The 25,278-nt window shown below is 56.0% G+C and carries 26 protein-coding genes; 9 read left to right on the forward strand and 17 right to left on the reverse strand.

Going from position 1 to position 25,278, the window contains the following annotated elements; all coding sequences use genetic code 11:
- The first annotated feature begins 13 nt into the window (after positions 1–13).
- The 4 genes from olsB to tsf all read left to right on the forward strand — a co-directional run bounded on the left by olsB (position 14) and on the right by tsf (position 3,529).
- Complete coding sequence (gene olsB, locus ACR3EP_RS05115) at positions 14–769, forward strand: L-ornithine N(alpha)-acyltransferase (protein WP_480636635.1); 756 nt, start codon at positions 14–16, stop codon at positions 767–769.
- Positions 756–1,610: a lyso-ornithine lipid O-acyltransferase gene (gene olsA, locus ACR3EP_RS05120; protein WP_480636637.1), complete on the forward strand. Its 855-nt coding sequence runs from the start codon at positions 756–758 to the stop codon at positions 1,608–1,610. The genes olsB and olsA overlap by 14 nt, the downstream gene beginning before the upstream one ends.
- 166 nt (positions 1,611–1,776) lie before the next feature.
- Positions 1,777–2,577 (forward strand): 30S ribosomal protein S2, encoded by an 801-nt coding sequence (rpsB, locus tag ACR3EP_RS05125; RefSeq protein ID WP_170348703.1) that lies wholly within the window; start codon positions 1,777–1,779, stop codon positions 2,575–2,577.
- A 76-nt stretch (positions 2,578–2,653) separates the two neighbouring features.
- Entirely contained in the window at positions 2,654–3,529 is an 876-nt protein-coding gene (gene tsf / locus ACR3EP_RS05130; RefSeq protein WP_480636639.1) for a translation elongation factor Ts, read from the forward strand.
- Between the two features lie 387 nt (positions 3,530–3,916).
- On the opposite strand, the gene ACR3EP_RS05135 is transcribed toward tsf, so the two are convergent.
- The 3 genes from ACR3EP_RS05135 to ACR3EP_RS05145 all read right to left on the reverse strand — a co-directional run bounded on the left by ACR3EP_RS05135 (position 3,917) and on the right by ACR3EP_RS05145 (position 6,225).
- Positions 3,917–4,672 (reverse strand): helix-turn-helix transcriptional regulator, encoded by a 756-nt coding sequence (locus tag ACR3EP_RS05135; protein WP_170348705.1) that lies wholly within the window; start codon positions 4,670–4,672, stop codon positions 3,917–3,919.
- Complete coding sequence (aroQ, locus tag ACR3EP_RS05140; protein WP_170375340.1) at positions 4,669–5,118, reverse strand: type II 3-dehydroquinate dehydratase; 450 nt, start codon at positions 5,116–5,118, stop codon at positions 4,669–4,671. The genes ACR3EP_RS05135 and aroQ overlap by 4 nt, the downstream gene beginning before the upstream one ends.
- Before the next feature lie 93 nt (positions 5,119–5,211).
- Entirely contained in the window at positions 5,212–6,225 is a 1,014-nt protein-coding gene (locus tag ACR3EP_RS05145; RefSeq protein WP_480636641.1) for an NADPH:quinone oxidoreductase family protein, read from the reverse strand.
- A gap of 117 nt (positions 6,226–6,342) precedes the next feature.
- On the opposite strand from ACR3EP_RS05145, the gene ACR3EP_RS05150 reads away from it, so the two are divergent.
- Both ACR3EP_RS05150 and ACR3EP_RS05155 read left to right on the forward strand, forming a co-directional pair.
- Complete coding sequence (locus tag ACR3EP_RS05150; protein WP_480636643.1) at positions 6,343–7,161, forward strand: SDR family oxidoreductase; 819 nt, start codon at positions 6,343–6,345, stop codon at positions 7,159–7,161.
- Between the two features lie 14 nt (positions 7,162–7,175).
- Positions 7,176–8,198, forward strand: coding sequence for a phosphotransferase family protein (locus ACR3EP_RS05155; RefSeq protein ID WP_480636644.1), 1,023 nt, complete (start codon positions 7,176–7,178; stop codon positions 8,196–8,198).
- On the opposite strand, the gene ACR3EP_RS05160 is transcribed toward ACR3EP_RS05155, so the two are convergent.
- Positions 8,195–8,800, reverse strand: a complete 606-nt coding sequence (locus tag ACR3EP_RS05160; RefSeq protein WP_170348710.1) for a 2-hydroxychromene-2-carboxylate isomerase — start codon at positions 8,798–8,800, stop codon at positions 8,195–8,197. The two genes, ACR3EP_RS05155 and ACR3EP_RS05160, sit on opposite strands and share 4 nt — an antisense overlap.
- Before the next feature lie 164 nt (positions 8,801–8,964).
- Between ACR3EP_RS05160 and ACR3EP_RS05165 the strand changes: the two genes are divergently transcribed.
- Together ACR3EP_RS05165 and ACR3EP_RS05170 are read left to right on the forward strand one after the other, a co-directional pair.
- Positions 8,965–10,185 carry a serine hydrolase domain-containing protein gene (locus ACR3EP_RS05165; protein WP_480636646.1) on the forward strand — a complete coding sequence of 407 codons (1,221 nt, stop codon included), beginning with the start codon at positions 8,965–8,967 and terminating at the stop codon, positions 10,183–10,185.
- A 48-nt stretch (positions 10,186–10,233) separates the two neighbouring features.
- A complete protein-coding gene (locus ACR3EP_RS05170) occupies positions 10,234–11,103 on the forward strand; it encodes an acyl-CoA thioesterase (protein WP_170394098.1) in 870 nt (289 codons plus the stop codon).
- Here the strand turns inward: ACR3EP_RS05170 and ACR3EP_RS05175 are convergent.
- The 12 genes from ACR3EP_RS05175 to ACR3EP_RS05230 form a co-directional block, all read right to left on the reverse strand.
- A complete protein-coding gene (locus ACR3EP_RS05175) occupies positions 11,100–11,867 on the reverse strand; it encodes an SDR family oxidoreductase (protein ID WP_480636648.1) in 768 nt (255 codons plus the stop codon). The two genes, ACR3EP_RS05170 and ACR3EP_RS05175, sit on opposite strands and share 4 nt — an antisense overlap.
- Before the next feature lie 112 nt (positions 11,868–11,979).
- Positions 11,980–13,209: an acyl-CoA dehydrogenase gene (locus ACR3EP_RS05180; RefSeq protein ID WP_170394102.1), complete on the reverse strand. Its 1,230-nt coding sequence runs from the start codon at positions 13,207–13,209 to the stop codon at positions 11,980–11,982.
- 110 nt (positions 13,210–13,319) lie between these two features.
- Positions 13,320–14,009 (reverse strand): phosphate regulon transcriptional regulator PhoB, encoded by a 690-nt coding sequence (gene phoB / locus ACR3EP_RS05185; protein WP_425080635.1) that lies wholly within the window; start codon positions 14,007–14,009, stop codon positions 13,320–13,322.
- 12 nt (positions 14,010–14,021) lie between these two features.
- Positions 14,022–14,723 carry a phosphate signaling complex protein PhoU gene (gene phoU / locus ACR3EP_RS05190; RefSeq protein ID WP_058281268.1) on the reverse strand — a complete coding sequence of 234 codons (702 nt, stop codon included), beginning with the start codon at positions 14,721–14,723 and terminating at the stop codon, positions 14,022–14,024.
- 16 nt (positions 14,724–14,739) lie between these two features.
- Positions 14,740–15,537 (reverse strand): phosphate ABC transporter ATP-binding protein PstB, encoded by a 798-nt coding sequence (gene pstB, locus ACR3EP_RS05195; protein ID WP_170532963.1) that lies wholly within the window; start codon positions 15,535–15,537, stop codon positions 14,740–14,742.
- A gap of 12 nt (positions 15,538–15,549) precedes the next feature.
- Positions 15,550–16,911, reverse strand: a complete 1,362-nt coding sequence (pstA, locus tag ACR3EP_RS05200) for a phosphate ABC transporter permease PstA (RefSeq protein WP_480636651.1) — start codon at positions 16,909–16,911, stop codon at positions 15,550–15,552.
- On the reverse strand, positions 16,908–18,380 hold the full coding sequence (gene pstC / locus ACR3EP_RS05205) for a phosphate ABC transporter permease subunit PstC (protein WP_480636653.1): 1,473 nt from the start codon (positions 18,378–18,380) through the stop codon (positions 16,908–16,910). The genes pstA and pstC overlap by 4 nt, the downstream gene beginning before the upstream one ends.
- 84 nt (positions 18,381–18,464) lie before the next feature.
- On the reverse strand, positions 18,465–19,505 hold the full coding sequence (locus ACR3EP_RS05210) for a substrate-binding domain-containing protein (RefSeq protein WP_170348719.1): 1,041 nt from the start codon (positions 19,503–19,505) through the stop codon (positions 18,465–18,467).
- 194 nt (positions 19,506–19,699) lie between these two features.
- A complete protein-coding gene (locus tag ACR3EP_RS05215; RefSeq protein ID WP_480636655.1) occupies positions 19,700–20,746 on the reverse strand; it encodes a sensor histidine kinase in 1,047 nt (348 codons plus the stop codon).
- A gap of 22 nt (positions 20,747–20,768) precedes the next feature.
- Positions 20,769–21,293, reverse strand: coding sequence for a gamma carbonic anhydrase family protein (locus ACR3EP_RS05220; RefSeq protein WP_480636657.1), 525 nt, complete (start codon positions 21,291–21,293; stop codon positions 20,769–20,771).
- The gene (gene gmk, locus ACR3EP_RS05225) at positions 21,290–21,931 is read right to left on the reverse strand and encodes a guanylate kinase (protein ID WP_170348722.1); all 642 of its coding nucleotides are present in this window, start codon (positions 21,929–21,931) and stop codon (positions 21,290–21,292) included. The genes ACR3EP_RS05220 and gmk overlap by 4 nt, the downstream gene beginning before the upstream one ends.
- Positions 21,932–21,948: 17 nt before the next feature.
- The gene (locus ACR3EP_RS05230) at positions 21,949–22,839 is read right to left on the reverse strand and encodes a YicC/YloC family endoribonuclease (RefSeq protein ID WP_480636658.1); all 891 of its coding nucleotides are present in this window, start codon (positions 22,837–22,839) and stop codon (positions 21,949–21,951) included.
- A gap of 231 nt (positions 22,840–23,070) precedes the next feature.
- Here ACR3EP_RS05230 and ACR3EP_RS05235 point away from each other — a divergent pair, with 231 nt between their 5' ends.
- Positions 23,071–23,745: a PAS domain-containing protein gene (locus ACR3EP_RS05235; protein WP_480636660.1), complete on the forward strand. Its 675-nt coding sequence runs from the start codon at positions 23,071–23,073 to the stop codon at positions 23,743–23,745.
- A 52-nt stretch (positions 23,746–23,797) separates the two neighbouring features.
- Here ACR3EP_RS05235 and ACR3EP_RS05240 read toward each other — a convergent pair whose 3' ends face one another.
- Positions 23,798–25,168 carry a class II 3-deoxy-7-phosphoheptulonate synthase gene (locus tag ACR3EP_RS05240; RefSeq protein WP_170348725.1) on the reverse strand — a complete coding sequence of 457 codons (1,371 nt, stop codon included), beginning with the start codon at positions 25,166–25,168 and terminating at the stop codon, positions 23,798–23,800.
- Positions 25,169–25,278 lie beyond the last annotated feature (110 nt).

Raw genomic sequence — 25,278 nt, forward strand, 5'->3', positions numbered from 1 at the left:
AACGGAACCATCAATGCCGGACGCAGGCCCTTCCTTTACCGTCAAACTTGCACAGACCGAGGACGAACTGCGCGCTGCCCAACGGCTGCGCTATGACGTGTTTGTTCGCGAACTGGGCGGTGGCGGAGAGATGGTGGATCATGACGCCGGACTGGAGCGCGACAAGTTCGATCCGTATTTTGATCACATGCTGGCGATAGACGACCTGACAGGCGAAGTTGTTGGCGTTTACAGGCTATTACCGGGCGAACGTGCTGTAGAACTGGGGCAGTTTTATTCCGAAGATGAATACGATCTGACTGTTTTGAAGCAAAGCGGTCGCAAGCTGTTGGAACTCGGCCGTTCATGCGTCCACCGTGACTATCGCGGGGGCACTGCGATGTATCACCTGTGGAACGGATTGGCGGCCTATGTAAACGAGCGTGATATCGAAGTTCTGTTCGGTGTCGCCAGCTTTCACGGAACGGATGTTCAGGAATTGGCGCAGCCCTTGTCGATGCTGCATCACAACCATCTTGCGCCGCCTGATTTGAGGGTGAGGGCACAACCAGAAGTATTTGAATCCATGGATCTTGTTGCGCCCGCGGATCTGGATCGCCGAGCTGCGATGGTTCAGGTTCCGGCATTGATCAAGGCCTATCTTCGCCTAGGGGGTTTCGTGGGAGAAGGCGCGTTCATCGACCATTCATTCAACACCACTGATGTTTGCCTGATCCTCGATACGGCCCGCATGAACGAGCGGCAGAAACGCATCTATGGCGGGGCATAAATTGGTGAACGAACCGCTTTGGAACAGCGAGGATGAACCAGACCCCATCAAACTGGGGTTGGTGGGGTGGATGTTGGTTTTTCTCCGCGGATTACCACTGGCCGTATTGGTGTTTGGAGGTTTGCTAGTTCTATTAGTCGTGCGCTTGATCGAGCGTCCGTTGTACGGCGTGCGCCGCCCCGTAACGCCGTTTTTTTCGCAATTTGTCTGCCGCAATGCGTTTCGGATCCTCGGGATACGGTTTCGAACCTCGGGCGAATTGATGCAACAGCGCGGCGCTGTGGTTGCAAATCACACGTCATGGCTGGACATTTTCGCCTTGAATGCGCGCAAGCGCGTCTATTTCGTGTCCAAGGCCGAGGTGGCCAAATGGCCCGGTATCGGCTGGCTTGCCCGTGCAACAGGAACCGTGTTCATCGAGCGGGACCGCAAGAAAGCAAGAGAACAGACAAGAATATTCGAAACTCGCTTGAAAGCTGGTCATAAGCTGCTGTTTTTCCCCGAAGGGACCTCGACCGACGGGCAGCGCGTTTTACCTTTTAAAACAACTCTTTTCGCCGCGTTCTTCGCAGATGAATTGCGAGATTTCATGTATGTGCAGCCAGTCTCGGTTGTGTATCACGCGCCCAAAGGGCAACCCGACCGGTTTTATGGCTGGTGGGGAGATATGGATTTCGCCCCACACCTTTTGAAAACGCTGGGTGCGCGCGGGCAGGGTGCGGTTGAATTGATTTATCATGCACCGGCCAAGGTTAGCGATTTCGAAAGCCGCAAGGCGCTAGCCGCATATTGTGAAGAGGCCGTGCGCCACGCGCACGCACTGGCACGGCTTGAAAAATAAGGGCGAAAAGCCCTTGCGCTAGCCGAAAACCTGCCGTATACGCGCGCCATTCAAACCCGCAGGCGGGGTTTGGGCTTTTTGAGGGAGACATCCTCATCAAGACCGCCGGTTGGAGCATCCGCTTCTTTCACCCCCGCCCAGGCGTAAACCGGAAAAGGAAAATAGCATGGCTCTTCCCGAGTTCACCATGCGTCAGCTGCTGGAAGCTGGCGTTCACTTTGGTCACCAGACACAGCGTTGGAATCCCCGCATGGGCCCGTTCATCTACGGCTCGCGCAATGGTATCCACATCATGGACCTGACTCAGACCGTTCCGATGCTGGATCAGGCTCTGCAAGCCGTTCGTGACACCGTCGCAAAAGGTGGCCGCGTTCTGTTTGTCGGCACCAAGCGTCAGGCAGCTCAGCCCGTCGCTGAAGCAGCTGAAAAGTCGGCTCAGTACTACATGAACCACCGCTGGCTGGGCGGCACTCTGACCAACTGGAAAACCGTTTCTCAGTCGATCAACCGTCTGAACCAGATCGACGAAGCCATGGAGTCGGGCGCCGAGGGCCTGACCAAGAAAGAGCGTCTGGGCATGGAACGTGACCAGGGCAAACTGCAGGCTTCGCTGGGCGGTATCCGCGAAATGGGCGGCGTTCCTGATCTGCTGTTCGTCATCGACGTCAAAAAAGAAGCACTGGCCATCGCCGAAGCCAACAAACTGGGTATCCCGGTTGTGGCCGTTGTCGACACCAACTGCTCGCCCGACGGTGTTGATTACATCATTCCCGGCAACGACGACGCGGCGCGCGCGATTGCGCTGTACTGCGATCTGGCCGCACGGGCCGCTCTGGACGGTATGACCGCGCAGATGGGTGCAGCAGGCGTTGATCTGGGTGCGTTCGAAGAAGCTCCGGTTGAAGAAGCCGTTGCGGAGGAAGCACCCGCAGAAGAAGCCGCGCCGGAAGCCAAAGCCGAAGCGTAAGCTGCCCGTCACCTAAATGACATATGGGGCAGGGTAGACCTGCCCCAATTCCGTTTGAATTGAGGAGAGCCAAGAGATGGCAATCACAGCAGCAATGGTTAAAGAACTGCGCGACTCGACCGGCGCAGGCATGATGGACGCGAAAAAAGCGCTGACCGAAACCGAAGGTAACATGGACGAAGCCGTAGACTGGCTGCGCACCAAGGGCCTGGCCAAAGCGGCCAAGAAATCGGGCCGTACCGCTGCAGAAGGTCTGGTCGCTGTTCACGTCAACGGTGGCAACGGTGTTGCTGTCGAAGTGAACTCGGAAACCGACTTTGTCGCGAAAAACGCCGAGTTCCAGGAAATGGTTGGCAAGATCGCATATGCCGCAGAAGGCGTCGACAATGTCGAGGCGTTGCTGGCTGCTGATCTGGGTGGCAAGAATGTTGCGGGCACTCTGACCGACAAAATCGCCACCATTGGTGAGAACATGTCGGTCCGTCGTATGGCCAAGCTGTCGGGCGACACTGTTGTGTCCTATGTCCACAACGCGGCCACCAACGGCATGGGCAAAATCGGTGTTCTGGTTGCTCTGTCTGGCGGCGATGAAGCCATCGGCAAACAAGTTGCAATGCACATCGCAGCCGTGAACCCGGCGGCCCTGTCCGAGGCAGACATGGACCCGGCTGTTGTTGAAAAAGAAAAGCAGGTTCAGATGGACATTGCCCGCGAATCCGGCAAGCCGGAGCAGGTGATCGAAAAGATGATCGTTGGTCGCATGAAGAAATTCGTCGCGGAATCCACATTGCTGAACCAGTCTTTCGTTGTGAACCCTGACCTGACCGTTGAAGCAGCGGCGAAAGAGGCAGGCGCAACCATCACCGGCTTTGTCCGTCTGGAAGTTGGCGAAGGCATCGTTGTCGAAAAAGAAGACTTCGCAGCAGAAGTTGCCAAAGCCGCACAAGGCTAAAAAAGCATTCCCGAACTCTGCAGAGTTCGGGGAGCCAAAGAAACCGGTCGCGCAAGTCGTGGTCGGTTTTTTTTAGGCCACTTAAGCCATTAGCCCAAAAAAAAGGACGCACTCGCGTCCTGAACCTTTCTGAAAGGGTATGAGGGGCCCCGCATGATGGGGATGGTCGAGGCCCCTCAAAATTCCGACAAACTGACGCGGACAAATAGGCGCCTTTATGTCAGAGCGATTGGAGAGCCTTGGTATTACAAAGATCCAACCAAATGTTCCCTGGCTAAAGCCACCACTCACGGAACACTCTCACTTTGCAACCAGCCCCCCAGATTGGAAAGTCATGATTTCCTTACCTAGGGTAAATTGACGCTCCTAAGCGTCAATTCTCGGACCTTAGACCTCCATAACGAACATCTGATTCTGTAGTGACGCCTTCAGAACGGCCTGAGCGGTGGTTTCCACCGACAGCGCCTCGCGCGCCAATCGCAAATGTTTTTCGACCGTAGCCGATGTCAGCCCCATCAATAGGGCAATGTCCTGGGTGGTCTTGCCGTCACCGACCCATTGCAACGCTTCACGCTGGCGCTTGGTCAGCGCTCGGTTCGGCGCGTTATAGGGCAGGGTGAGGATTTTAAGATGCGCAACATTGTTCATCAGCAGGATATCGTCACCATGCTCATCCCACATCGCATCCACTTCGTCCTGGCTGGTCGCATTTCCGGCGGAAAGGGAAATCGCCCCCTTGGAACGCATCGAAACCGAGGTGAAACTGACCGTATATCCAAACGCAACGCCGTGCTTTCGATTGAATTCCAAAACGTCCAGTTCTTGCTGTGTTAATCCTCGGTTGGACACCAAATCCTGGGCGATATTCCAACTGGCGGCACCTTCGTTGCTCAGCGCCCATTTCAACATCGGAGCATGAAAATACAGGCCACCACGCAGGAATCCATCCAGATAGGACTTTCCATGATTGGTCAGAATCACGAAATCCTCTGGATCACCCAGCGATGTCTCGGTGCGGTATTGGGTGTAGCCATAGATCAGCCGATCAAACCCGTATTCGGCCATCTGACGGCAATGGGCGTCCCAAAGCTCTTCCAAAGTTTTGGTATAGCTGAGAAAGTGCAGGTATTCGCTCAGCTTCATGCAGTCGACCCGCCTTTCAGTTGCGCCGCCAATCCGTCCAGAGCCATCACATAGCCTTGCGGGCCAAAGCCACAAATCTGGCCGATCGCCACCTTCGAGATATAGGACACGTGCCGGAATTCTTCGCGGGCATGGATGTTGGACAGGTGGACCTCGATCATTGGAAGTTCAACGGACGCAATCGCATCCATCAGGGCGATTGAGGTATGCGTATAAGCACCTGCATTCAGAACAATGCCGTCCTGATCCCCCTTGGCCGCGTGGATGGCATCAATCAGGGCACCTTCGTGGTTTGACTGAAAGCACGACACGTCCAGACCGATGGAAGATCCGTGGCTTACGCACAGATTCTCAACCATCTCCAGCGTGGTGCTTCCATAAACCTCAGGTTGTCGGGTGCCCAAAAGGTTCAGGTTCGGGCCATTCAAAATCAGAGCTTTGTGCATTATTTCACTGTTCCCATAACAGTTTCTTAAACGCGAACAGGTGGGAATGTCCACCGGCCAACGCGCGTATAGGGCGAGCGATTAAAGAAACCGTCAATCATGTTCAGCCCTTTCAGGCATTGTCACCACGATTTTACCAAGGGCAGAACGGTTGGTCAGATGAGTCAGAGCTTTGGAGGCAAGATCGAGGGGATATCTTGCGCTGATCCGCGGTTTTATACGAGCATCGACGTATACCTTGAACAAATCATTAACATTTTTAGAATGCCCTACAGGATCGCGCAGCACCGATGCGCCCCAAAAAACCCCTACAATTTGGCAGCTTTTCAGCAATGGCAGGTTCAGAGGTATTTTGGGAATGCCCGCCGGGAAACCGATCACAAGATATCGCCCGGCCCAGGCCATACTACGCAGCGCAGGTTCCGCATAATCTCCACCCACAGCATCATAAACGACATTTACACCTAACGGCCCTGCCAAACCTTTGATTCCCGATGAGAATTCTTTTTGTGCCTCTTTGTTCATCTCACGGGAGTAGATAAGCGTTTCATCCGCCCCCAAATCTCGGCAAAAATCCGCTTTGTCTGGAGATGAGACTGCGGCAATCACACGTGCACCCATGGCCTTGCCCAGCTCGATCGCGGCCGACCCGACCCCTCCGGCAGCGCCCAGCACCAACAGGGTTTCCCCGGGCTGCAGGGCAGCGCGGTCTTTCAACGCGTGATAAGACGTGCCGTAGGTAAAGACAAAGCAGGCCGCATCCTCGTATGGCATCGAGCCTGGGAATTTAATGGCGGTTGCAGCGGGGATTGTTAGATGTGTTGAAAACCCGCCATGCCCGGTCAGCGCCAGAACACGGTCTCCAACGTTGAAACCGGTCACACCTTCGCCAATGGCCAGAACGTCCCCGGCGATTTCACCGCCCGGCGCAAAGGGGCGGGGTGGCTTGATCTGATAGAGGTCCTGAATGATCAGTGTGTCGGGGAAATTAACGCCTGCGGCCCTAACCCCGATCAGCAATTCGCCTTTACCCGGTACTGGATCAGGCAGGCTGGTCAGCTCTAGTGTATCTGGCCCGCCCGGCGCGACGCTGAGTAAAGCTTGCATATTAATCCCGTTATCCCTGTTATTCGGATATGAGGAGCTTTGGCGCGGACCAATGAGTTGTCAAGAAATCAACCATTTCCCAGACGTGCCTATAGCCACTTTACCGAGGAGCAGACCATGACCCCCGACACGTTATTCTCATTGCAAGGCAAAACCGCACTGGTCACCGGTGGCGCAACAGGCATCGGGCGAATGGCGGCCGAGGCTTTGGTGCGGGCAGGGGCGCGTGTTCTGATCGCATCCCGCAAAGCAGACGCCTGCGAAGCCGTTGCGGCTGAGCTGAACGCTTTGGATGCGCCCGGTCATGCCGAAGGGTTCGGCGGTGATGTTGCAACCAAAGATGGAATCGCGGCGCTTGTATCCGAGGTTAACAAGCGAACAGATCGCCTTGATATCCTGATGAATAATGCAGGCGTAACCTGGGGTGCGCCGATGGGACAATTCCCACATGAGGCCTGGGATAAAGTTATGACGGTCAATGTCGCGGGTTTGTTCGAGCTGACCCAAAAACTGTTGCCGATGCTGATGCAGTCTGGCTTAGTTGACGACCCGGCGCGAGTGGTCAATGTCGGTTCGGTCATGGGTGAGGTGCCAATGGGCGATGGGGCTTATAGCTACTCGGCTTCGAAAGCGGCAGTGCTGCACCTGACCAAGATCATGGCCAAGGAGTTTTCGCCCTACCACATCACGGTCAACGCGCTGGCACCGGGGCCGTTCGTCTCGAAGATGACTGCCTTTGCCACGGCCGATGAAGAGACACGCGAAAGGGTTGGTAACTCGGTTCCTTTGGGTCGGGTTGGGCGTGATGAGGATATTGCCGGCTGTATGCTGTTCCTATGCGGTCGTGGCGGCAGCTATGTCACCGGTGCAGTGATCCCGGTGTCCGGTGGGATCAACGTCGAGACGGCCGGGAACATATTTGCCGAAGCTTTGTGAGGATTCAGACGTAGATGGACAGCACGAGTTTGGATCTGGCAGCTGTGGATGCGTACCTCAAGTCGCATCTTCCGGGCTATTGTGGGCCGTTGCAGGCGAGAAAGTTTGCGATAGGGCAATCCAACCCGACCTTTTTGCTGAAAACCCCCGATCAGTCTTATGTTCTGCGTCGCAAGCCTCCGGGTGCGTTATTGAAATCTGCCCATGCGGTGGATCGGGAATTCCGTGTTCAAAGCGCGTTGGCCAACAGTGTCGTACCGGTCCCGAAAATGTACCTGCTGTGCGAGGATGGCGATGTCATCGGGTCGGATTTTTATGTTATGGAGCATCTGGAAGGGCGCGTATTTCTAGAACCTACATTGAGCGGGGAAACCGATGCCACTCGCAGCGCCGTGCTGGATGAAACGAACCGTGTACTGGCCGACCTCCACGAGGTGGATATAGATGCCGCCGGACTATCTGACTATGGCCCGCCCGGAAACTACTTTGAACGCCAGATTGCGCGCTGGATCAAACAGTACCGCGCCTCTGAGACCGCAAATATCCCCGAGATGGATGCGCTGATGACCGCCCTTGAAGGTTCGATACCCGCAGATGACGGCCAAAGAACGCTGGTGCATGGTGATTACCGTATCGACAATCTGATGTTTGAGAAAGACGGCACACAGTGCATCGGGGTTCTGGATTGGGAATTGTCGACGATCGGGCATCCGTATGCAGATTTGGCGGCAGTGATCATGCAGTGGCAGATGCCGCCGGGTGCCGAGGGCAGGGGGCTGGCCGGAATTGATCGGGCAAGTCTAGGCCTGCCCTTAGATCAGGCATTTATCGATCAGTATTGCCAGCGTCGTGGCCTTTCCGGGATCGACAATTTCGGGTTTTATCTGGCCTTCAACTTCTTTCGTATGGCCGCGATTTTGCAGGGGGTCTTCAAACGCGCGCAGGACGGAAATGCTTCCGACCCGGAACGGGCGATGATACTTGGTTCGTATGTTCCAATATTCGCACGCCACGGGCTGGACGCCATAGAAGGCTAAGGGGTTTTTGACAGCTCCAACCCTAGATTTCCAAGACTATTCTTGCCAAAGAACATTTCGGACCCCGCAAACATGCTGGGAACGCCGAACACACCGCGTTTTACGGCGGCCTTGGTCTGGTCTTTCAATTGTTGCTTGATGTCGACGCTGGTCATCGCCTCGCGTATTTTACGCGCTGGCAGATCGTTCTCTTGCATGATTTCCGACAGAACACCCAGTTCATCGACCTTCTGACCATGCACCCAAATCGCATCGAAAACAGCGTTCATATATTTGTCTTCCCAAGGTTTTCCGGACGCAAACACAGCCCCACGCATGGCAAATTTGGTGTTAATCGGAAAATGAGGACTCATGTGAAAGCTCAGGCCCCGCGTGCGCGCAAATCGATGCAGATCATGAGTCAGATAGGCCGATTTCTGACGGTTTTCCGAAAAAGCCTGAAACGGGCTTTGGTTGTTGGTCACCTTGAAAACCGTCGACAGCAGGACCGGCACATTGTTCACCTGCACACCGTGTTCGCCTGCCAAATCCGGCAAGGTCTTAAACGCCAAAAATGCATTGGGACTGCAAAAATCATAAACGAAATCTATATGTTGCGCCATGTTGCTCCTCCGAGAATTTGAACACTAGAAATGAACCAACTCGTGACAAGCGAATCCGCTACGACCCTAGTGTAACAGGCTTGCAGTCCGTGTGGTCGATTTCCCTGTCAATTCAGCACGTAAGCCCGCAAGATCGCGCCCATGTACCAAAGGGTTAATCATCAATGACAAACTTCGACGCGAACCGCCTGAGCCGCATTGCCGATTGGATGCAGCGTTATGTCGATAAGCGAAAATACGCGGGCAACTCCCTGTTGGTGAAACACAAAGGCTCCGAGGTGTTTTTCAACGCCTGCGGCAAAAGAAGCGTTGAAGATGATCTGGATTTTCAGCGCGATACAATTGTGCGCATTTATTCAATGACCAAACCGATCACCACTGTCGCTCTGATGATGCTGGCCGAGCGGGGTTTGTTTCACCTCGATGCGCAACTATCAGAATTTCTGCCAGAATTTTCCAAAATGCAGGCACTGATTCCGGGGGCCACGCGGTTAGATCAAACCGAAGACGCACCTACGCCGACGCTGCATCAACTCCTGACGCATACAAGTGGGTTCAGCTATCCCTTCAACCCCGGAGTGCTGCCGCAAGCTATGGATGAACAGGACCTTATGTTCAAATCGGATCAGGGTCTTTTGGCCGACCGTGTTCGCGACCTCGCTGCTCTGCCTCTTGCGTTCCAACCGGGCACTCGCTGGGAATACTCCGTGGGCATCGACGTTATTGGCCGCGTGATCGAGGTTGTTTCGGGTCAAACCCTGGATCAGTTTCTCGCGACGGAAGTTCTTGAACCGCTTGAAATGAAGGACACCCGGTTTTCAGTGCCAAAAGGGGCAGGGGATCGGTTTGCGTCGCTGTACACTCCGTTGGCCGGGGACGCGATGGCCTTGAATTCGGCACAAACCGGTGCCGAGACCCTGCGGCTGGTTGATCAGGCCAAAGGGTCTCCGTTCGAAAACGCCACGACGTTTTCGGGTGGTGGCGGCTTGGTTGGCACGATCGACGACTATTCACGGTTTGCGGAGATGTTGCGAAATCGCGGGCAGGGCGCGGGCCATCGCTTTTTAGGTCCTAAAAACGTCGACTACATGCTGCGCAACCATTTGCCAGGCGACATCGCCGCGATGGGTCCGCAAAGTTTCGCAGAACAGCCCATGGAGGGTACAGGATTCGGCTTGGGCGGTGCTGTGGTGATAAACCCCGGTCGAACCCGAGTGCCAGGCTCATTGGGGGATTTTGGCTGGGGCGGCATGGCGTCGACATACTTTTGGATCGACCGGGTCAACGACCTGACCACAGTCTTCTTCACCCAGTTGTCACCCTCCAGTTCATACCCATCGCGGGCAGAGCTAAAGGCGCTTGTCCTCGGGGCATTGATTGAATGACGTTCTGACCGCTGATACCCAAGACTTAAAACACCCGGAGACCGCAACATGACCGAAGCAGAACGTATTCTTCTTGACCTTTTGGACATCGAAAGGCTTGAGGTCGACCTGTTTCGCGGCACCGGATCGGGTGGTGAAACACCAACACGCATATTCGGAGGTCAGGTGATCGCTCAGGCCCTAGCAGCGGCTTATCGAACTGTCGAAGATCGCCTGTGCCACTCACTGCACGCTTATTTCATTCGCGCTGGTGATCCGTCTATTCCTGTTATTTATCAAGTTGATAGAGCGCGTGATGGAGGTTCCATGACCACACGTCGCGTCGTTGCGATCCAACACGGCAAACAAATCCTCAACATGTCAGCCTCGTTTCATGTTCAGGACGAAGGATGGGATCACCAGCACGCCATGCCGCAGACCAAAGCACCCGAAGCTTATCCGGCCCGCGAGGAATTGCGCCAAAGATACGTGGACCAGGTTCCCGAAAAATTACGCGACGAACTGCTGCGAGAACGTCCAATCGAGGTGCGCGAAGTGGATCACCAAAATCCATTTTCCCCCGAAAAATCAGACGACCGAAACCAGATCTGGTTTCGCATGAAAGCTGCCGCCGGAACTGATCCGGTGACGCAACATCTGATTCTGGCTTATGCGTCTGACATGTACCTGATGACGTCCGGCCTGCGCCCGCATGGGCTTAGTTGGTTTGCCGGAGACGTCAACGGAGCAAGCCTGGATCACGCTTTGTGGTTCCACGCGCCGATACATTTCGAAAACTGGCATCTATACGCAATGGATTCTCCCTGGAGCGGGCAGGGACGTAATTTCAATCGTGGGTCCATTTATGCGCAAGACGGCACACTGGTCGCTTCGGTGGCGCAGGAAGGTTTGATGCGCAAGGTGCGGCACAAACCTTAGGTGTCTTCGATAAACCGCTGATTTAGCTTTTGCATTCCGGACAGCCAGCGATCGTAGTCACCAGCTTTAAGTTGCATGTAATCCCGAACTTCGGGATGCGGCAGGACCAGAAATTGCTCGGACTGAATAGCTGAAAGACAGGCATCAGCCACTTCTTCAGGCTCTAACATGCCGTCTATTGCAGCGACCGAAGTTTCATGCCCGCGCGTCATTTCGGAGCGAACCGCCTGTGGGCATAGAACAGACACACGCAAACCTTTCTGGCCGTATGTAATTGACAGCCACTCGGCAAATCCGACTGCCGCATGCTTTGTGACGGCATACGGTGCGGCGCCGGGTTGATTTAGCAAGCCAGCCGCAGACGCCGTGATCATGATATAACCACCGCCACGCGCAACCATACGCGGCACCATATGGCGCGCGGTCCAGACGTGGGACATGACATTGATCTTCCAGATGCGATCCCAATCCTGGTCATGAACATCCAGACCGCCAAGTGTCAGAATACCGGCATTGGCACAGAAAAGATCAATGGGTCCAATTTCGTTTTCAACAGTGTTGATCAGAGTTTTGATATCGTCTTCGCTCGACACATCGCATGCCAGTCCGTGACCTCCGATTTGTGAGGCCACGGATTTTGCGCCGCGCTGGTCGATATCTGAACAGACAACAGTGGCACCGTCTTTGGCGAACCGCTCAGCCAGACCTTTGCCAATACCCTGAGCGGCACCGGTGACAACCACAGTTTTTCCGCGCAGTTCCATTCAGCTTATTCAAACGACGGTTCAGTGAACCGTCGTAATCCATTGTTAAAATGGTGTAATTTGCATATCAGGCATATCATCTTTTTACCATAATACCAATTACACGCTAACCTTAATAGAATGCCTGCAACCCGGTTTGAGCCCGCCCCAGGATCAGCGCATGCACATCATGGGTCCCTTCATAGGTATTCACAGTCTCAAGATTGACCATGTGGCGAATGACATGGAACTCCAGCGAGATACCGTTGCCGCCGTGCATATCCCGCGACATCCGCGCGATATCCAGCGCTTTGCCGCAGTTGTTGCGCTTGACGATCGAAATCATCTCGGGTGCGGCATTCGCTTCGTCCATCAGACGGCCAACGCGCAGGCTTGCCTGCAAACCCAATGAGATTTCGGTCTGCATGTCTGCCAGCTTGCGTTGAAACAGTTGCGTCTGCGCCAGCGGACGATTGAATTGTTTTCGATCCAACCCGTATTCGCGCGCGGCGTGCCAGCAGTTTTCAGCCGCCCCCATCACGCCCCAGCTGATGCCATAGCGTGCACGATTCAAACAACCAAACGGACCTTTCAGCCCCTGTACATGCGGCAACAGCGCGTTTTCGTCGACCTCGACGCCGTCCAAAACGATTTCGCCGGTGATCGACGCCCGTAGGCTCAGCTTGTTCTGAATTTTCGGAGCGCTCAGTCCCTTAAGACCTTTGTCCAAGACAAAACCACGGATCTTTCCGTCATGGGCGTCTGACTTGGCCCAAATCACAAACACATCCGCAATCGGAGAATTCGAGATCCACATCTTGCTGCCGGTCAAACGGTATCCGCCGTCTATTTTCTCGGCCCGGGTTTTCATACCGGCCGGATCCGATCCTGCATCAGCCTCGGTCAGACCGAAACACCCGATCCATTCACCGCTGGCCAGTTTCGGCAGGTATTTCCGGCGCTGTTCTTCACTGCCATAGGCATAAATTGGGTACATCACCAATGAGCTTTGCACCGACATCATCGAGCGATAGCCCGAATCTACACGCTCGACTTCGCGCGCGACCAGACCGTAGGACACGTACCCTGCCCCCAGTCCGCCGTATTCCTCGGGGATCGTGGTGCCCAGCAGGCCCATTTCACCCATTTCGCGGAAAATCTCGGGGTCGGTTTCTTCGTTCTGATAGGCCTTGGTCACCCTTGGTTGCAGCTTTTCCTGCGCATAAGCGTTGGCGCTGGCGGCGATCATACGTTCGTCTTCCGTCAGTTGATCGGACAAACGAAAAGGGTCATCCCATGTGAATTTACCCATATCAGGCGCATCTTTGGCGCGCAGAGTTGGCTTGGTGTCAGGGGCGTTCATGGTGCTTCTCCGCTCAATCAGCTTCGCGGCAAACTAACCCGGCCTTTCAGCAAAAGACAGTAAGAGTTTGGCATCTGGCTATGAGCAAAACTCATACCCCTGCCCGGCCTTCAACCCAGAGCGTAACCGGCGCCGCGAACGGTTCGAACCGGGTCATTGCCGCCATGCTGGGTCAGCGCTTTTCGCAACCGACCGATATGGACGTCTACGGTGCGCGTATCGACATAGATATCGCGGCCCCAAACCCGGTCAAGCAGTTGCTCGCGGCTCCAGACGCGGCCGGGTTTTTCCATGAATGTGCTCAGCAGGCGAAACTCGGTCGGGCCAAGCTTTAATGGTTTGCTGTTACGGCTCACCTTGTGCGTTTCCGCGTCCAGAATGATGTCGTCAAATTCAAGACGTATACCAACAGTTGCCGGGCGGACCCTGCGCAGTTGGGTGCGCACCCGCGCCATTAGTTCTACCACCGAATACGGTTTGACAACGTAATCATCTGCGCCGGTTTCCAGACCGCGCACCTTGTCGATCTCTTCCGTGCGCGCCGACAGCATGATGATCGGAATTGCGCGTGTATCAGGGCGCATTTTAAGACGGCGACAGACCTCAATCCCGCTGAGATTCGGCATCATCCAATCCAATACGATGATGTCAGGCTGTTCCTCATCGACCAACAGCATGGCTTCGTCGCCATTGGCGGCCTTGGATACGCGGAACCCTTCAGCTTCGAGGTTATAGGCCAGCACTTCACGCTGGGCCGGTTCATCCTCGACCACCAGAACGGTTGGTTGATCAGCGGACATTCGTCTGAACTCCTAGGCGGATTGAGAGGTTATATCGGCTTTCGGGCGCGCCTCGGTCGGGCGCTCGCCGGTGACGAAATACACGACCTGTTCGGCAATCGCGGTGACGTGGTCACCCATACGCTCGATGTTCTTGGCGATGAAATGCAGGTGCATACAGGACGAGATATTGCGCGGGTCCTCAGCCATGAAAGTCAGCAATTCGCGGAACAGACCGTTATACATCTGGTCGACCTCTTCATCGCGGTCGATCACCTCGGCGGCCAGTTCGGCATCACGCTGAATATATGCGTCCAGTGCGTCGCGCAGCATGCGCTCAACCTCGCGCGCCATACGACGCAAGGCAGCCGCGCTGCCGTTGATATCACCCCCACTGGCCAGAACTGTGGTGCGCTTGGCGATGTTTTTGGAATAGTCGCCGATGCGTTCCAGGTTGGCAGATACCTTCAGAACTGACAGCACCAGACGTAGATCGCTGGCGGTCGGCGCACGCAGCGCGATCAGGCGGGCGGTTTCTTCGTTGATCAACTCTTCCAGAGCGTCGATGGCCTTGTCACCTTGACGAACCTGCTGAGCCAGTTCCTCGTCGCGTGTTTCAAGGGACCGGGCCGAGTTCATGATGGCGGCTTCGACCAGACCGCCCATCTTCATGATATGGGCCTGAATGGCTTCTAGGTCGCGGTCGAAGGCGGATGCAATATGTTGTTCGCTCATATCTGAATACCTGTGTTCAGCCGATCCGGCCGGTGATGTAGCTTTCCGTGCGAGGATCGACGGGATTGGTAAAGATTTGCCCGGTTTCCCCAAATTCCACCAGATTGCCCAGATGGAAGAATGCGGTCTTCTGGCTGACCCGTGCGGCCTGCTGCATCGAGTGAGTGACGATCACCACCGAATAGCGCGCGCGCAGGTCGTCGATCAGTTCTTCGACCTGTGCTGTTGCAATCGGGTCCAGGGCTGAGCATGGCTCATCCATTAGCAGAACCTCGGGCTCCGTCGCCACAGCGCGGGCGATGCACAGGCGTTGTTGCTGACCGCCGGACAGACCGGTGCCAGGGGCGTCCAGGCGGTCCTTGACCTCGTCCCAGATCGCACCGCGGCGCAGGGATTTTTCCACGATTTCATCCAGTTCCGCCTTGTTTTTCGCAAGACCGTGAATGCGCGGACCGTAGGCCACGTTGTCATAGATCGACTTTGGGAACGGGTTGGGTTTCTGAAACACCATGCCCACTTTTGCACGCAGTTGTACTGGGTCGACGCGCTTGTCATAGATATCCTCGCCATCCAGCAGGATATCGCCCTGCACCCGGCAAATGTCGATCGTGTCGTTCATCCGGTTCAAGCACCGCAGAAAAGTGGACTTGCCGCAGCCCGACGGCCCGATGAATGCCGTGACAGTTTTGTCCTCGATTTCAACATTTACGTCTTTGATGGCGTGCGTATCGCCGTAATGGACCTGAACGTTATTCGCGGCGATCTTGATGTTTTTGGAGTCCACGTTTCTCTCCACATTTGTCATCTGGTTCATCTTGGGCCCCTTTTACCAGCGGCGTTCAAAGCGGCGGCGCAGAAGTACCGCGATGGTGTTCATTGTCACAAGGAAGATCAACAGAATGATGATGCCCCCCCATGCGCGTTCATAAAAGGCCGGGTCGGCGCGCTTGGACCATTCATAGATCTGCGCCGGCATGGCCGAGTTTGGCGACAGGAAACCAGCGACGATGCCATCCGGTGGGTTCGAGGCGATAAAGCCCACCATTCCGATCAGCAGTAGGGGCGCGGTTTCCCCCAGCGCCTGCGCCAGGCCGATGATCGTGCCAGTCAAGATGCCGGGCGCGGCCAGAGGCAGAACGTGATGGAACACCGCCTGCATTTTCGAGGCCCCTACCCCCAACGCTGCATCACGGATCGACGGCGGAACCGCCTTCAGCGACGCGCGGGTCGATATGATGATCGTCGGCAAGGTCATCAGCGTCAGCACCAGACCACCGACCAGCGGAGCGGATGTCGGCAGGTGCATATAGTTGATGAACACGGCCAGACCCAGAATACCAAACACGATGGACGGCACGGCAGCGAGGTTCGAAATGTTTACCTCAATGATATCAGTCAGTCGGTTCTGCGGTGCGAATTCCTCAAGATAGATTGAGGCCGCAACGCCAATCGGAAGCGCTAGCGCAAGCACCACAAACATCATGAACAGCGAACCCAGCATCGATACACCGATCCCCGCAGCCTCGGGCCGCTGATCAGATGCGTCCGAGCCAAAGATAAAATCAGGGTTGAAGGCTTTGTACAGCACGCCCGCATCCCGCAACTGATCAACGAAATCAAGTTGTTCAACCGTGATGCTCTTGTCGTTGGCGATGGACTCACGCGTTACACGACCTTTCATGTAGCCATCGACGCGGCTGTTGGTCAAAAAGCGGAAACTGACCGTTTTGCCGATCTCATCTGGGTTGGCGATGACGTAATTGCGCAGCTCGGCTTGTGCTGCCTTGGACAGGGTTTTACCCATTGCCTTAGGTTTCAGATCGGTTTGAATGCCCAGCTCTTGAACTTCGGCTTCCAGAGCCGATGCAATAAGGGGCGCGTAACCGAAGGTCGAAACCTTCTTGATGTCCTCAATATTGCGGTTGCCCTTCTTATCAAGCTTGTCGGCCTTTAGCTCGACATTCAGTTCAAGATAGGTCTGCTGGAACGCCCCGGTCCCAGCGGTCACAATATTCGTGACCAGTACGACCAGCATCAGCAACCCGATACCGATTGCGGCGACACCGTACATCTTGAACCGACTTTCAGCCGCATTGCGCCGCTTGGTGCGCGCGTCCTTTTCAAACAGCGAACCGCCCTTGGGTTTCGCCGCAGAAGCAGCGCCAGGTGTTTGGGAAATATCGGTCATTCGTACTGCTCCCGGTATTTGCGTACGATGTAGAGGGCAAAGATGTTCAGCCCTAGCGTAATGATGAACAGTGTCAGACCCAGTGCGAAGGCCACCAGAGTCTCGGGGCTGGCAAAGTCGGTGTCGCCGGTTAGCTGGCTGACGATCCGGGTTGTAATGGTGGTCATTGCCTCGAACGGGTTGCCCGAGAATTTGGCGATTGCACCGGCGGCCATCACCACGATCATCGTCTCACCAATGGCGCGGCTGGCGGCCAGCAGGATCGCGCCCACGATCCCCGGCAGCGCGGCGGGCAGAACCACCTGACGCACGGTTTCAGATTTCGTCGCGCCCAGTCCAAGCGAGCCATCCCGGATCGACTGCGGCACCGCGTTGATGATGTCATCAGACAGCGATGAGACAAACGGGATCAGCATGATACCCATCACCAAACCAGCGGTCAGAACGGCATTGGAACTTGCCATCCACCCCAGCCCCAACGCGCCGCCATTTCCGAACAGGGACACCAGCGCAGGCCCCACAGTCAGCAAGGCAAACAGGCCATAAACGATGGTTGGAATACCCGCGAGGATTTCCAGCAAAGGTTTCGCGACCGACCGCGTCACGGTCGAGGCGTATTCTGACAGATACACAGCCGCAAACAGGCCAATCGGCACCGCCACCAACAGGGCAATCACCGAGATATAGAGCGTACCCCACAAAAGCGGCAGGATCGACAGCTCACTCCCACCGCGGAAATTCGGGGCCCAGGTGCTGCCGAAGAAAAAGTCTTTCCACGAGTGTAGTTGGAAGAAGTTCAGCGTCTCGAAGAACATCGACAAGACGATGCCTACGGTGGTCAGAATAGCAATCGACGCGGCCAGTAGCAGCAAGGCCAGAACGCCTTGCTCGACCACGTTACGGGCGCGGAATTCCTTATTCGTGCGAACATAAGCAAAGGCCGCACCCAACAAGGCCAGCGCCAGCACTACGACCTGCATCGCCACAGACCCGCTGCTGGTCATGCTGCGGTATTTCTGAGCGGCCATCAAGATTGGCTGGGTGATATCTTGCGTCAGAACCTGGCCCGCGTCCTTCAGGGCCGCGGTCAGTGTGTCAATATCCGCATTCGCGTTCTGCGCTTGTGCCTCGGTCATCGTGCCAGCGGCAACAGCACCGTTCAGGCCTTCAGCCACGCGGCGCACCTCGCTCATAACAAGGCCGCGATCCGACCCTTCGTCGATCGCGTTGTCAGGGATCAAACCGGATATTGCGTTGTCGATGATCATTGGCTGCACCAAAAGCCAGATGATCAGTACGCCCAAGGCCGGTACAAGCGCCGTAAAGGCAACATTGTAGCCGTAATAAGACGGCAACGAATGCAGTTCGCGTGCGTTACCCCCCGCGCTAGCCAGGGCTCGGGAACGGCCCGTGAAATATCCGATCACTGCCAGCGCAAGCAGGATTAGCAACAGCCATGATAACGCCATGAGAACTCCGTGAGGATGGCAGTGAGTGGAGCCAAAAAGAACCGGGGCGTGAAGAAAACGCCCCGGTTCGGTTTTCGATATGGATTAGGAACCACCGCCCAGAACGGCTTCGTTTGCAACAGTTTCCTGAACCTTGCCCAGCTCTGGGTCAGAGACCAGGCCGTACTCGGCCAGCGGGCCATCGGGGCCTGCAATCTCATCCGCGACAAAGAACTCAGCATATTCTTTCAGGCCGGGAACCACGCCGATATGCGCTTTCTTCACGTAGAAGAACAGCGGGCGCGACACCGGGTATTCGCCCGATGCGATGGATTCGGTCGACGGAACAACATCTGACATGGTCGCAACCTGCAGCTTGTCAGTGTTGTTTTCGTAGAACGCCAGACCAAAGACGCCGATGCCGTCCTTATTGCTATCGATGCGCGCCAGGGTCTCGGTATAGTCGCCGTCGATGTCGACCGAAACGCCGTCGGTGCGCAGAGCGATACAGGCTTTCTCAGCCGCCTTTTTGTCGTCGCCGTTGGCCGCTTTGTAGACGTCAAAGTCGCCCAGATGCTCACAACCGGCCAGGATCACCTTATCTTCGAACACTTCACGGGTGCCGTGCTTGGTGCCCGGGATGAAGGCTGCGATGGGTTGCGCCGGGAAATCCGGGTTCACGTCGGCCCAGGTTTTGTTCGGGTTGTCGACCAGCTCGCCGTCCACAACGATCTGCGCGGACAGGGCTTTGTACCAATCTTCCGGCGTGAACTCGAACGTGTTGCCGTTAATGTCCGAGGCGAACACGATGCCATCATAACCGATCTGCACTTCGATGATGTCGGTCACACCGTTTTCGGCACAGGCTTTGATCTCTTTTTCACGGATCGCGCGCGATGCGTTTGCCACGTCGATGGTGTTTTCGCCAACACCTTCGCAGAACCGCTTGAGGCCCGCAGACGAACCACCCGACTCGACTACTGGTGTCGGGAAGTCAAAGTTTTCACCGAAGGCTTCTGCAACGATCGAAGCATAGGGCAGCACGGTCGAAGAACCCGCAACCTGAACCTGGTCACGCGCAGCAGCAGCGGTGGCCGATACGGCAGCGATAGCAAGCGCCGAAGCCGACAGTTTTACAAAGGACATTCCAGTCTCCTTGATCATATCAGTTTGTGATCATCCCCATGATGATCTTGCGCCAACGTCTAAAAGTCGCGCGTAAGCCTTTTGTGACAGGTATGTAACAGCTTTATGACAGATCGCATGAAAACAGGACGTTGGAACGCAAAGCTGCAATGCGCTTTTTACATGACAGGCAGACCACGTCTGGCAAGCTTTTGTTATCGCGGCAATATTACGGTAAAGGTTGAACCCTTTCCAACTTCGCTTTGCATCCGCAAACGCCCGCGATGGCGGTTGATTATGTGTTTTACAATCGCAAGGCCCAGCCCGGTTCCGCCCAGTTGTCGCGATCTGTGGCTGTCGGCGCGGTAGAATCGCTCGGTCAGGCGGGGCAGGTGTATCGCGTCAATGCCGGGCCCCTTGTCACTGACCAAAACCCTGACAGCCGGACCACGCATGACGGAATCGCGTTCGGATGATTCCACCCGAATGTCGACGCTGTCCCCACTGCCACCGTATTTGATGGCGTTCTCGATAAGGTTGGTGAAGACCTGACGCAGCTGGTCGCCATCCCCGATCAGCGAGACAGGCCCTTCTGGCGCGTTCAAGCTCACCTCGACGTTGGCACTCTCGGCCAGCGGGCGCAGTGAGTTCAGCGTTGATTGCAACAGCCCCGTCAATTCAAGCTGATCTTTGGGCCGCACACGTTCTTCGCTTTCGACACGGTTCAGTGACAGCAGATCCCCCACCAATCGGTTCATACGATTGGCTTCGTCGGCCATGATCTCAAGAAACCGCGCGCGCGCGGCGGCGTCATCACGCGCCGGACCACGCAACGTTTCGATGAAGCCCATCAACGCTGTCAGCGGTGTGCGCAACTCATGACTGACATTCGCCACGAAATCCCGCCGCATCTGGCTGGCCTGCTCGACATGCGAGACATCTTGGAAAGTCGCCAGCATGGCACCGCCGGACACCGCCCCTACACCGTTCAGATAACGGCATTCGACCTCGAACGTGGTGTCCTGCGCTCCGTCATTGGACAGGTGGCGCGCCTTTGCCGGACCATTGGCATGCAGGCACTGTTCAATTGCGTCAATCACGCCAGGTTGCCGCAAAATCGTCGCGAAATGCCGACCGACGATATTCTGCGTCAGCAGGGTTTTGGCATCGTCATTGGCGGCAATGATCCGTTCGGTCTGGTCGACCATCAAAGCCGGCATCGGAATGGCCGAGACAAATTCGGCAAGCAGGTCGTCTGACATTCTTCAGACCCTTCCCGGCAAGTTAGGACACAGGCTTCATCTCGTCACGGAACCGGCGCATATTCTGTTGATAATGTAACGCGCTGAGCGTGATTTTCTGCGCCGCGGCTTCGTCCAGTTCCCGCACGACCTTGCCCGGCGTTCCCATGACCAGCGAGTTGTCGGGGATTTCCTTGCCTTCAGTGATCAAGGCCCCTGCCCCGATCAGACAATTCTTACCAATCTTTGCCCCGTTCAACACGATGGCTCCCATGCCGATCAGCGTGTTTTCCCCGATCGTACACCCATGCAGCATCACCTTGTGGCCGATAGTACAATTCTTACCGATGGTCAGAGGATAACCGGCGTCGATATGCATGATGCAATCTTCCTGCACATTGCTGCCTTCGCCCACGCGAATCTCTTCATGATCAGCGCGGATGGTGCAGCCGAACCAAACCGAGGACCCTTCTCCCAGCACTACTTTGCCAATCAAGTTGGCATCGGGTGCAACCCAAGTATCGTCGTGGATTTGTGGTGCGTGTTCGCCCAAGGCATAGATGGTCATGACAAACCTTCAAATTCGTTCTGTAAGGTGCGTACGTGGTCTTGCAGTCTTGGCTGTTGGATACGGCGCATACGCTCCGCGCTGACGATGGTTTTCAGCTTTTCCTCGGTTGTGTCCAGGTCATCGTTGACCAGCACATAGTCGTAATAGCCCCAGTGGCTGATTTCATCCCAGCTTTTGAGCATCCGCTTGGCGATCACGTCCTCGCTGTCCTGCCCGCGGGTTTCCAGGCGGCGGCGCAATTCGGGGATCGAGGGTGGCAGGATGAAAATCGACAATGCGTGCTTACCCAGATCCGAATTGCGGATCTGAACCTCACCCTGCCAATCCACGTCAAAAAGAACATCGCGGCCCGCATTTATCGAGTCCTGCACCGGGCCTGCCGGAGAGCCATAGAAATTCCCAAACACGTGCGCATGTTCCAGCATCTGACCCTTGGCAACCTGCTGTCTGAATTCATCCTCTGACAGAAAGTAATATTCCCGTCCGTGTTCTTCGCCCGGACGAGGTGCGCGGGTCGTGGCCGAAACCGAGAACTCCAGACCTTCATCCCAGGCCATAAGCCTGCGGGCCAAAGTGGATTTCCCCGCCCCGGAAGGCGAAGACAGGATGATAAGTAGGCCGCGGCGATCTGCCATGTCAGTTGTTCCCATCGTCATTCAACATTTTGCACCTGTTCGCGCATCTGATCTATTACCGCCTTCAGCTCAAGCCCAACCGAGGTCAGCTCGGCGCTTTGCGCCTTTGAACACAGCGTGTTGGCCTCGCGATTAAACTCCTGCATCAAGAAATCCAGCTTGCGCCCCACGGCTCCATCCTGCGACAGCAGATCGCGTGCGGCGTTCACATGCGTTTTCAGGCGGTCAATTTCTTCGGTGATATCGGATTTGACCGCGATCAGCGCCAATTCCTGCGCGACCCGGTCCGGGTCAGCCCCTTGCGCATTGTCCAGCACACGGGCCAGATTTTCGCGCAGTGCCTCGGCGGTCTTGTCCTTGCGTTGTTCTGCAAGCTCGGCCGCTTGCGCCGCTAAGTCAGCGACCTGAGCAAGCTGCCCGTCCAGAATGTCTGCCAGAGCCTTGCCTTCTGTCTGGCGCATGTCGACGAAAGCTGCCAACAGGTCGGCAAATTCGTTCGTCAATTCCTTGACCAGAGGCGCGGGGTCGTCCACTTCACTGCCAGCCTCCAACATTCCTCTCAGCCCTATCAGGTCCGCCGCGGTCGAAGGTGCCAGCGCGACGCCGCTTTCTGCCGCCATTTCCTGCGTACGGGCCAGCGCAGCAAGTGCCGCGCCCATGGCGTCTTCATTCAGAACCAGATCAGGGGCAGTTTCTTCGCGGCTTAACCGTAAGGACAAGGTGACATTTCCCCGGCTCAGTGATTTGGACAGCTGGCCGCGCAAGGCAGTTTCAAGCCCGGTCAGCCACTCGGGCATGCGCAACCGTATGTCCAGACCCTTGCCGTTCACGCTGCGCAGATCCCACGTCCAGCTATGGGGTCCATACGCCCCTTTGCCTGCGGCGAATCCGGTCATGGATCTGATCATGTTGGCTGTCCTTGTCTGCTCGGTTGTCGCACCTAATGCCATCGGCGGGCGCAGGGCAAGAGTTTGCTGGTTTTCGGCCTTCGCCCAGAAGTTAACCATTCATTAAAGAATTCCTCCAAAATTGACTCAACTCGTGTCAATTTGGCTTTGGTCAGGGATGATCGGACCTGAAGGGTCCCAATATCTGGAATTTTAGATAGATGACGGTCGATTGACGCTAGGGTGATGTAAATGAAAACGTTTTTCGGTAACAGGTTCGGATCGAACTCTGGAAAGATCGTCGCAATGGATCGTTTTGATAGCGGGCGCAGCCTCTCGCCCATCCGACAGGTCGAGGCGTACTGGACCGCGCTGTTAACCGGTGACAGTGTCCCCAAACGTGCGCAGATCGATCCGCGCGGGCTTGAGAACGTTCTGGAATACACGTTCATTCTGGAACGTATCGCGCCCGGTCTGGCCCGGTTTCGTCTGGCTGGAAGCCACCTAACACAGCTGGCAGGCATGGAAGTGCGCGGCATGCCGTTAACCGCGTTTTTCGAACCCAGCGCTCGTGGCCAGATATCGGACGTATTGGAGCAGGTCTTTGCCCAGCCGGCAATTGCCGAGCTTGGATTGGTCGCCGCCGGCAAACTGGGCCGCAGCCAGTTGCAGGCACGTATGATCCTGTTGCCCCTGAAAAGCGATCTTGGCGATGTCAGCCGCGTGTTGGGTGTCATGATGTCTGACGGTGCAATCGGCTCGACGCCTCGCCGTTTCTCAATCCCCGACACCAGAGTGCGGGCTGTATCAGACGTTCAGGCACCGCAACAACCGGCGCGGCAAATCTCGGCCGGGTTTGCGGAAGAGCAAGCAGAATTCAAGAAACCCGGATCACATCTACGGCTGGTTGCGTCACGGGACGACTGACAAAAAAGGCGGGCCAATGCAGCCCGCCTTTTAACCTTAAAGACAGCAAGCCTTAGCTGGCTTCACGTTTGTTGCGATCGCGGCGCAGGTTGGTCAGTTCTTCGGCAACCAAAAAGGCCAGTTCCAGCGATTGCGTCGCGTTCAGTCGCGGGTCGCACGCAGTGTGGTAACGATCCGAGAGGTCCTCCTCGGTCACGGCACGCACCCCACCGGTGCATTCGGTCACGTCCAAACCGGTCATTTCAAAATGCACGCCCCCAGGGATGGTGCCTTCGGCCTGATGCACACCAAAGAAGTCGCGCACCTCGCGCAGGACTGAATCAAACGGACGGGTTTTGTAGCCCGTCGCCGATTTGATCGTGTTGCCGTGCATCGGGTCGCAGACCCATGTGACCTTGGCGCCCTCTTCCTTGACGGCCTTGACCAGACGCGGCAGATGCTCACCCGCCTTGCCCGCACCAAAGCGCGCGATCAGGGTCAAGCGACCTTCCTCGTTTTCCGGGTTCAACTTGGACATCAGAACCTTGAGGTCTTCTGCCGTGGTCGAGGGACCACATTTCAGACCAATCGGGTTCAGGACGCCGCGGCAGAATTCTACATGCGCCCCGTCCGGCTGACGGGTGCGGTCACCGATCCAGATCATATGGCCCGAACCGGCCAGCCAGTTGCCAGAGGTGGAATCAAGACGGGTCAGCGCCTCTTCGTATTCCAGCAGCAGGCTTTCATGGCTGGTGTAGAACTCAACGGTCGAGAACTCATGCGTGGTGTCCGCCGTGATCCCCGCCGCGCCCATGAAGTCGATAGTGTCCTGAATACGGTCGGCGATTTCCGAGTATTTCTGCACGTCCTGTACATCGGTGAAGCCCAAAGTCCAGGAATGCACCATGCTCATATCGGCGAAACCACCGGTCGAGAAAGCGCGCAAAAGGTTCAGGGTCGCAGCCGCCTGAGTGTAGGCCTGCAGCATCTTGCCCGGATTCGGAATCCGCGCTTCGGGTGTAAAGGCCAGCTCGTTGATGATGTCACCACGGTAGCTGGGCAGCTCAACGCCATCCACCACCTCGGTCGGGGCGCTGCGCGGTTTGGCGAATTGGCCGGCCATGCGGCCCACTTTGACCACCGGTACCTTGGCGCCATAGGTCAGAACCATTGCCATCTGCAGCATCACCTTGAACGTATCACGGATCGCATCCGCGCTGAATTGTTCAAAGCTTTCCGCACAATCCCCGCCCTGCAACAGGAAGGCCTCTCCGCGACCGGCGGCGCCAAGATGTTGCTTCAGACGCCGCGCTTCGCCCGCAAAGACCAGCGGGGGATACTGTGAAAGCTGCGCCTCGACTTTGGCCAGCGCAGCCGCGTCGGTATAGTCTGGCATTTGAACCCGGGGCTTGTTGCGCCAGTTCGTTTTTTGCCATTCAGTCATAGCTTTGATCTCCGCTGAAGTATTCAGGTTGCTTCTATACAAAATGCATTGAAGACTGACCATATACGATTTGGCCCTCTTGACGCAGCAAACAAGCTTTGATCAAGGTG

The organism is Ruegeria sp. BB10, from assembly GCF_056535725.1.

Coding starts and splice junctions, on each gene's coding strand:
- ACR3EP_RS05215 (WP_480636655.1), bottom strand. CDS start 20,746: ATGTCAGACGACCTGCTTGCCGAATTTGTCTCGGCCATTCCGATGCCG.
- olsA (WP_480636637.1), top strand. CDS start 756: ATGGCGGGGCATAAATTGGTGAACGAACCGCTTTGGAACAGCGAGGAT.
- tsf (WP_480636639.1), top strand. CDS start 2,654: ATGGCAATCACAGCAGCAATGGTTAAAGAACTGCGCGACTCGACCGGC.
- ACR3EP_RS05145 (WP_480636641.1), bottom strand. CDS start 6,225: ATGCAAGCTTTACTCAGCGTCGCGCCGGGCGGGCCAGATACACTAGAG.
- pstB (WP_170532963.1), bottom strand. CDS start 15,537: ATGAACCAGATGACAAATGTGGAGAGAAACGTGGACTCCAAAAACATC.
- ACR3EP_RS05150 (WP_480636643.1), top strand. CDS start 6,343: ATGACCCCCGACACGTTATTCTCATTGCAAGGCAAAACCGCACTGGTC.
- phoU (WP_058281268.1), bottom strand. CDS start 14,723: ATGAGCGAACAACATATTGCATCCGCCTTCGACCGCGACCTAGAAGCC.
- rpsB (WP_170348703.1), top strand. CDS start 1,777: ATGGCTCTTCCCGAGTTCACCATGCGTCAGCTGCTGGAAGCTGGCGTT.
- aroQ (WP_170375340.1), bottom strand. CDS start 5,118: ATGCACAAAGCTCTGATTTTGAATGGCCCGAACCTGAACCTTTTGGGC.
- ACR3EP_RS05180 (WP_170394102.1), bottom strand. CDS start 13,209: ATGAACGCCCCTGACACCAAGCCAACTCTGCGCGCCAAAGATGCGCCT.
- ACR3EP_RS05160 (WP_170348710.1), bottom strand. CDS start 8,800: ATGGCGCAACATATAGATTTCGTTTATGATTTTTGCAGTCCCAATGCA.
- ACR3EP_RS05235 (WP_480636660.1), top strand. CDS start 23,071: ATGAAAACGTTTTTCGGTAACAGGTTCGGATCGAACTCTGGAAAGATC.
- ACR3EP_RS05220 (WP_480636657.1), bottom strand. CDS start 21,293: ATGACCATCTATGCCTTGGGCGAACACGCACCACAAATCCACGACGAT.
- olsB (WP_480636635.1), top strand. CDS start 14: ATGCCGGACGCAGGCCCTTCCTTTACCGTCAAACTTGCACAGACCGAG.
- pstC (WP_480636653.1), bottom strand. CDS start 18,380: ATGGCGTTATCATGGCTGTTGCTAATCCTGCTTGCGCTGGCAGTGATC.
- ACR3EP_RS05210 (WP_170348719.1), bottom strand. CDS start 19,505: ATGTCCTTTGTAAAACTGTCGGCTTCGGCGCTTGCTATCGCTGCCGTA.
- ACR3EP_RS05240 (WP_170348725.1), bottom strand. CDS start 25,168: ATGACTGAATGGCAAAAAACGAACTGGCGCAACAAGCCCCGGGTTCAA.
- ACR3EP_RS05170 (WP_170394098.1), top strand. CDS start 10,234: ATGACCGAAGCAGAACGTATTCTTCTTGACCTTTTGGACATCGAAAGG.
- ACR3EP_RS05155 (WP_480636644.1), top strand. CDS start 7,176: ATGGACAGCACGAGTTTGGATCTGGCAGCTGTGGATGCGTACCTCAAG.
- phoB (WP_425080635.1), bottom strand. CDS start 14,009: ATGTCCGCTGATCAACCAACCGTTCTGGTGGTCGAGGATGAACCGGCC.
- ACR3EP_RS05165 (WP_480636646.1), top strand. CDS start 8,965: ATGACAAACTTCGACGCGAACCGCCTGAGCCGCATTGCCGATTGGATG.
- ACR3EP_RS05230 (WP_480636658.1), bottom strand. CDS start 22,839: ATGATCAGATCCATGACCGGATTCGCCGCAGGCAAAGGGGCGTATGGA.
- pstA (WP_480636651.1), bottom strand. CDS start 16,911: ATGACCGATATTTCCCAAACACCTGGCGCTGCTTCTGCGGCGAAACCC.
- ACR3EP_RS05175 (WP_480636648.1), bottom strand. CDS start 11,867: ATGGAACTGCGCGGAAAAACTGTGGTTGTCACCGGTGCCGCTCAGGGT.
- ACR3EP_RS05135 (WP_170348705.1), bottom strand. CDS start 4,672: ATGAAGCTGAGCGAATACCTGCACTTTCTCAGCTATACCAAAACTTTG.
- gmk (WP_170348722.1), bottom strand. CDS start 21,931: ATGGCAGATCGCCGCGGCCTACTTATCATCCTGTCTTCGCCTTCCGGG.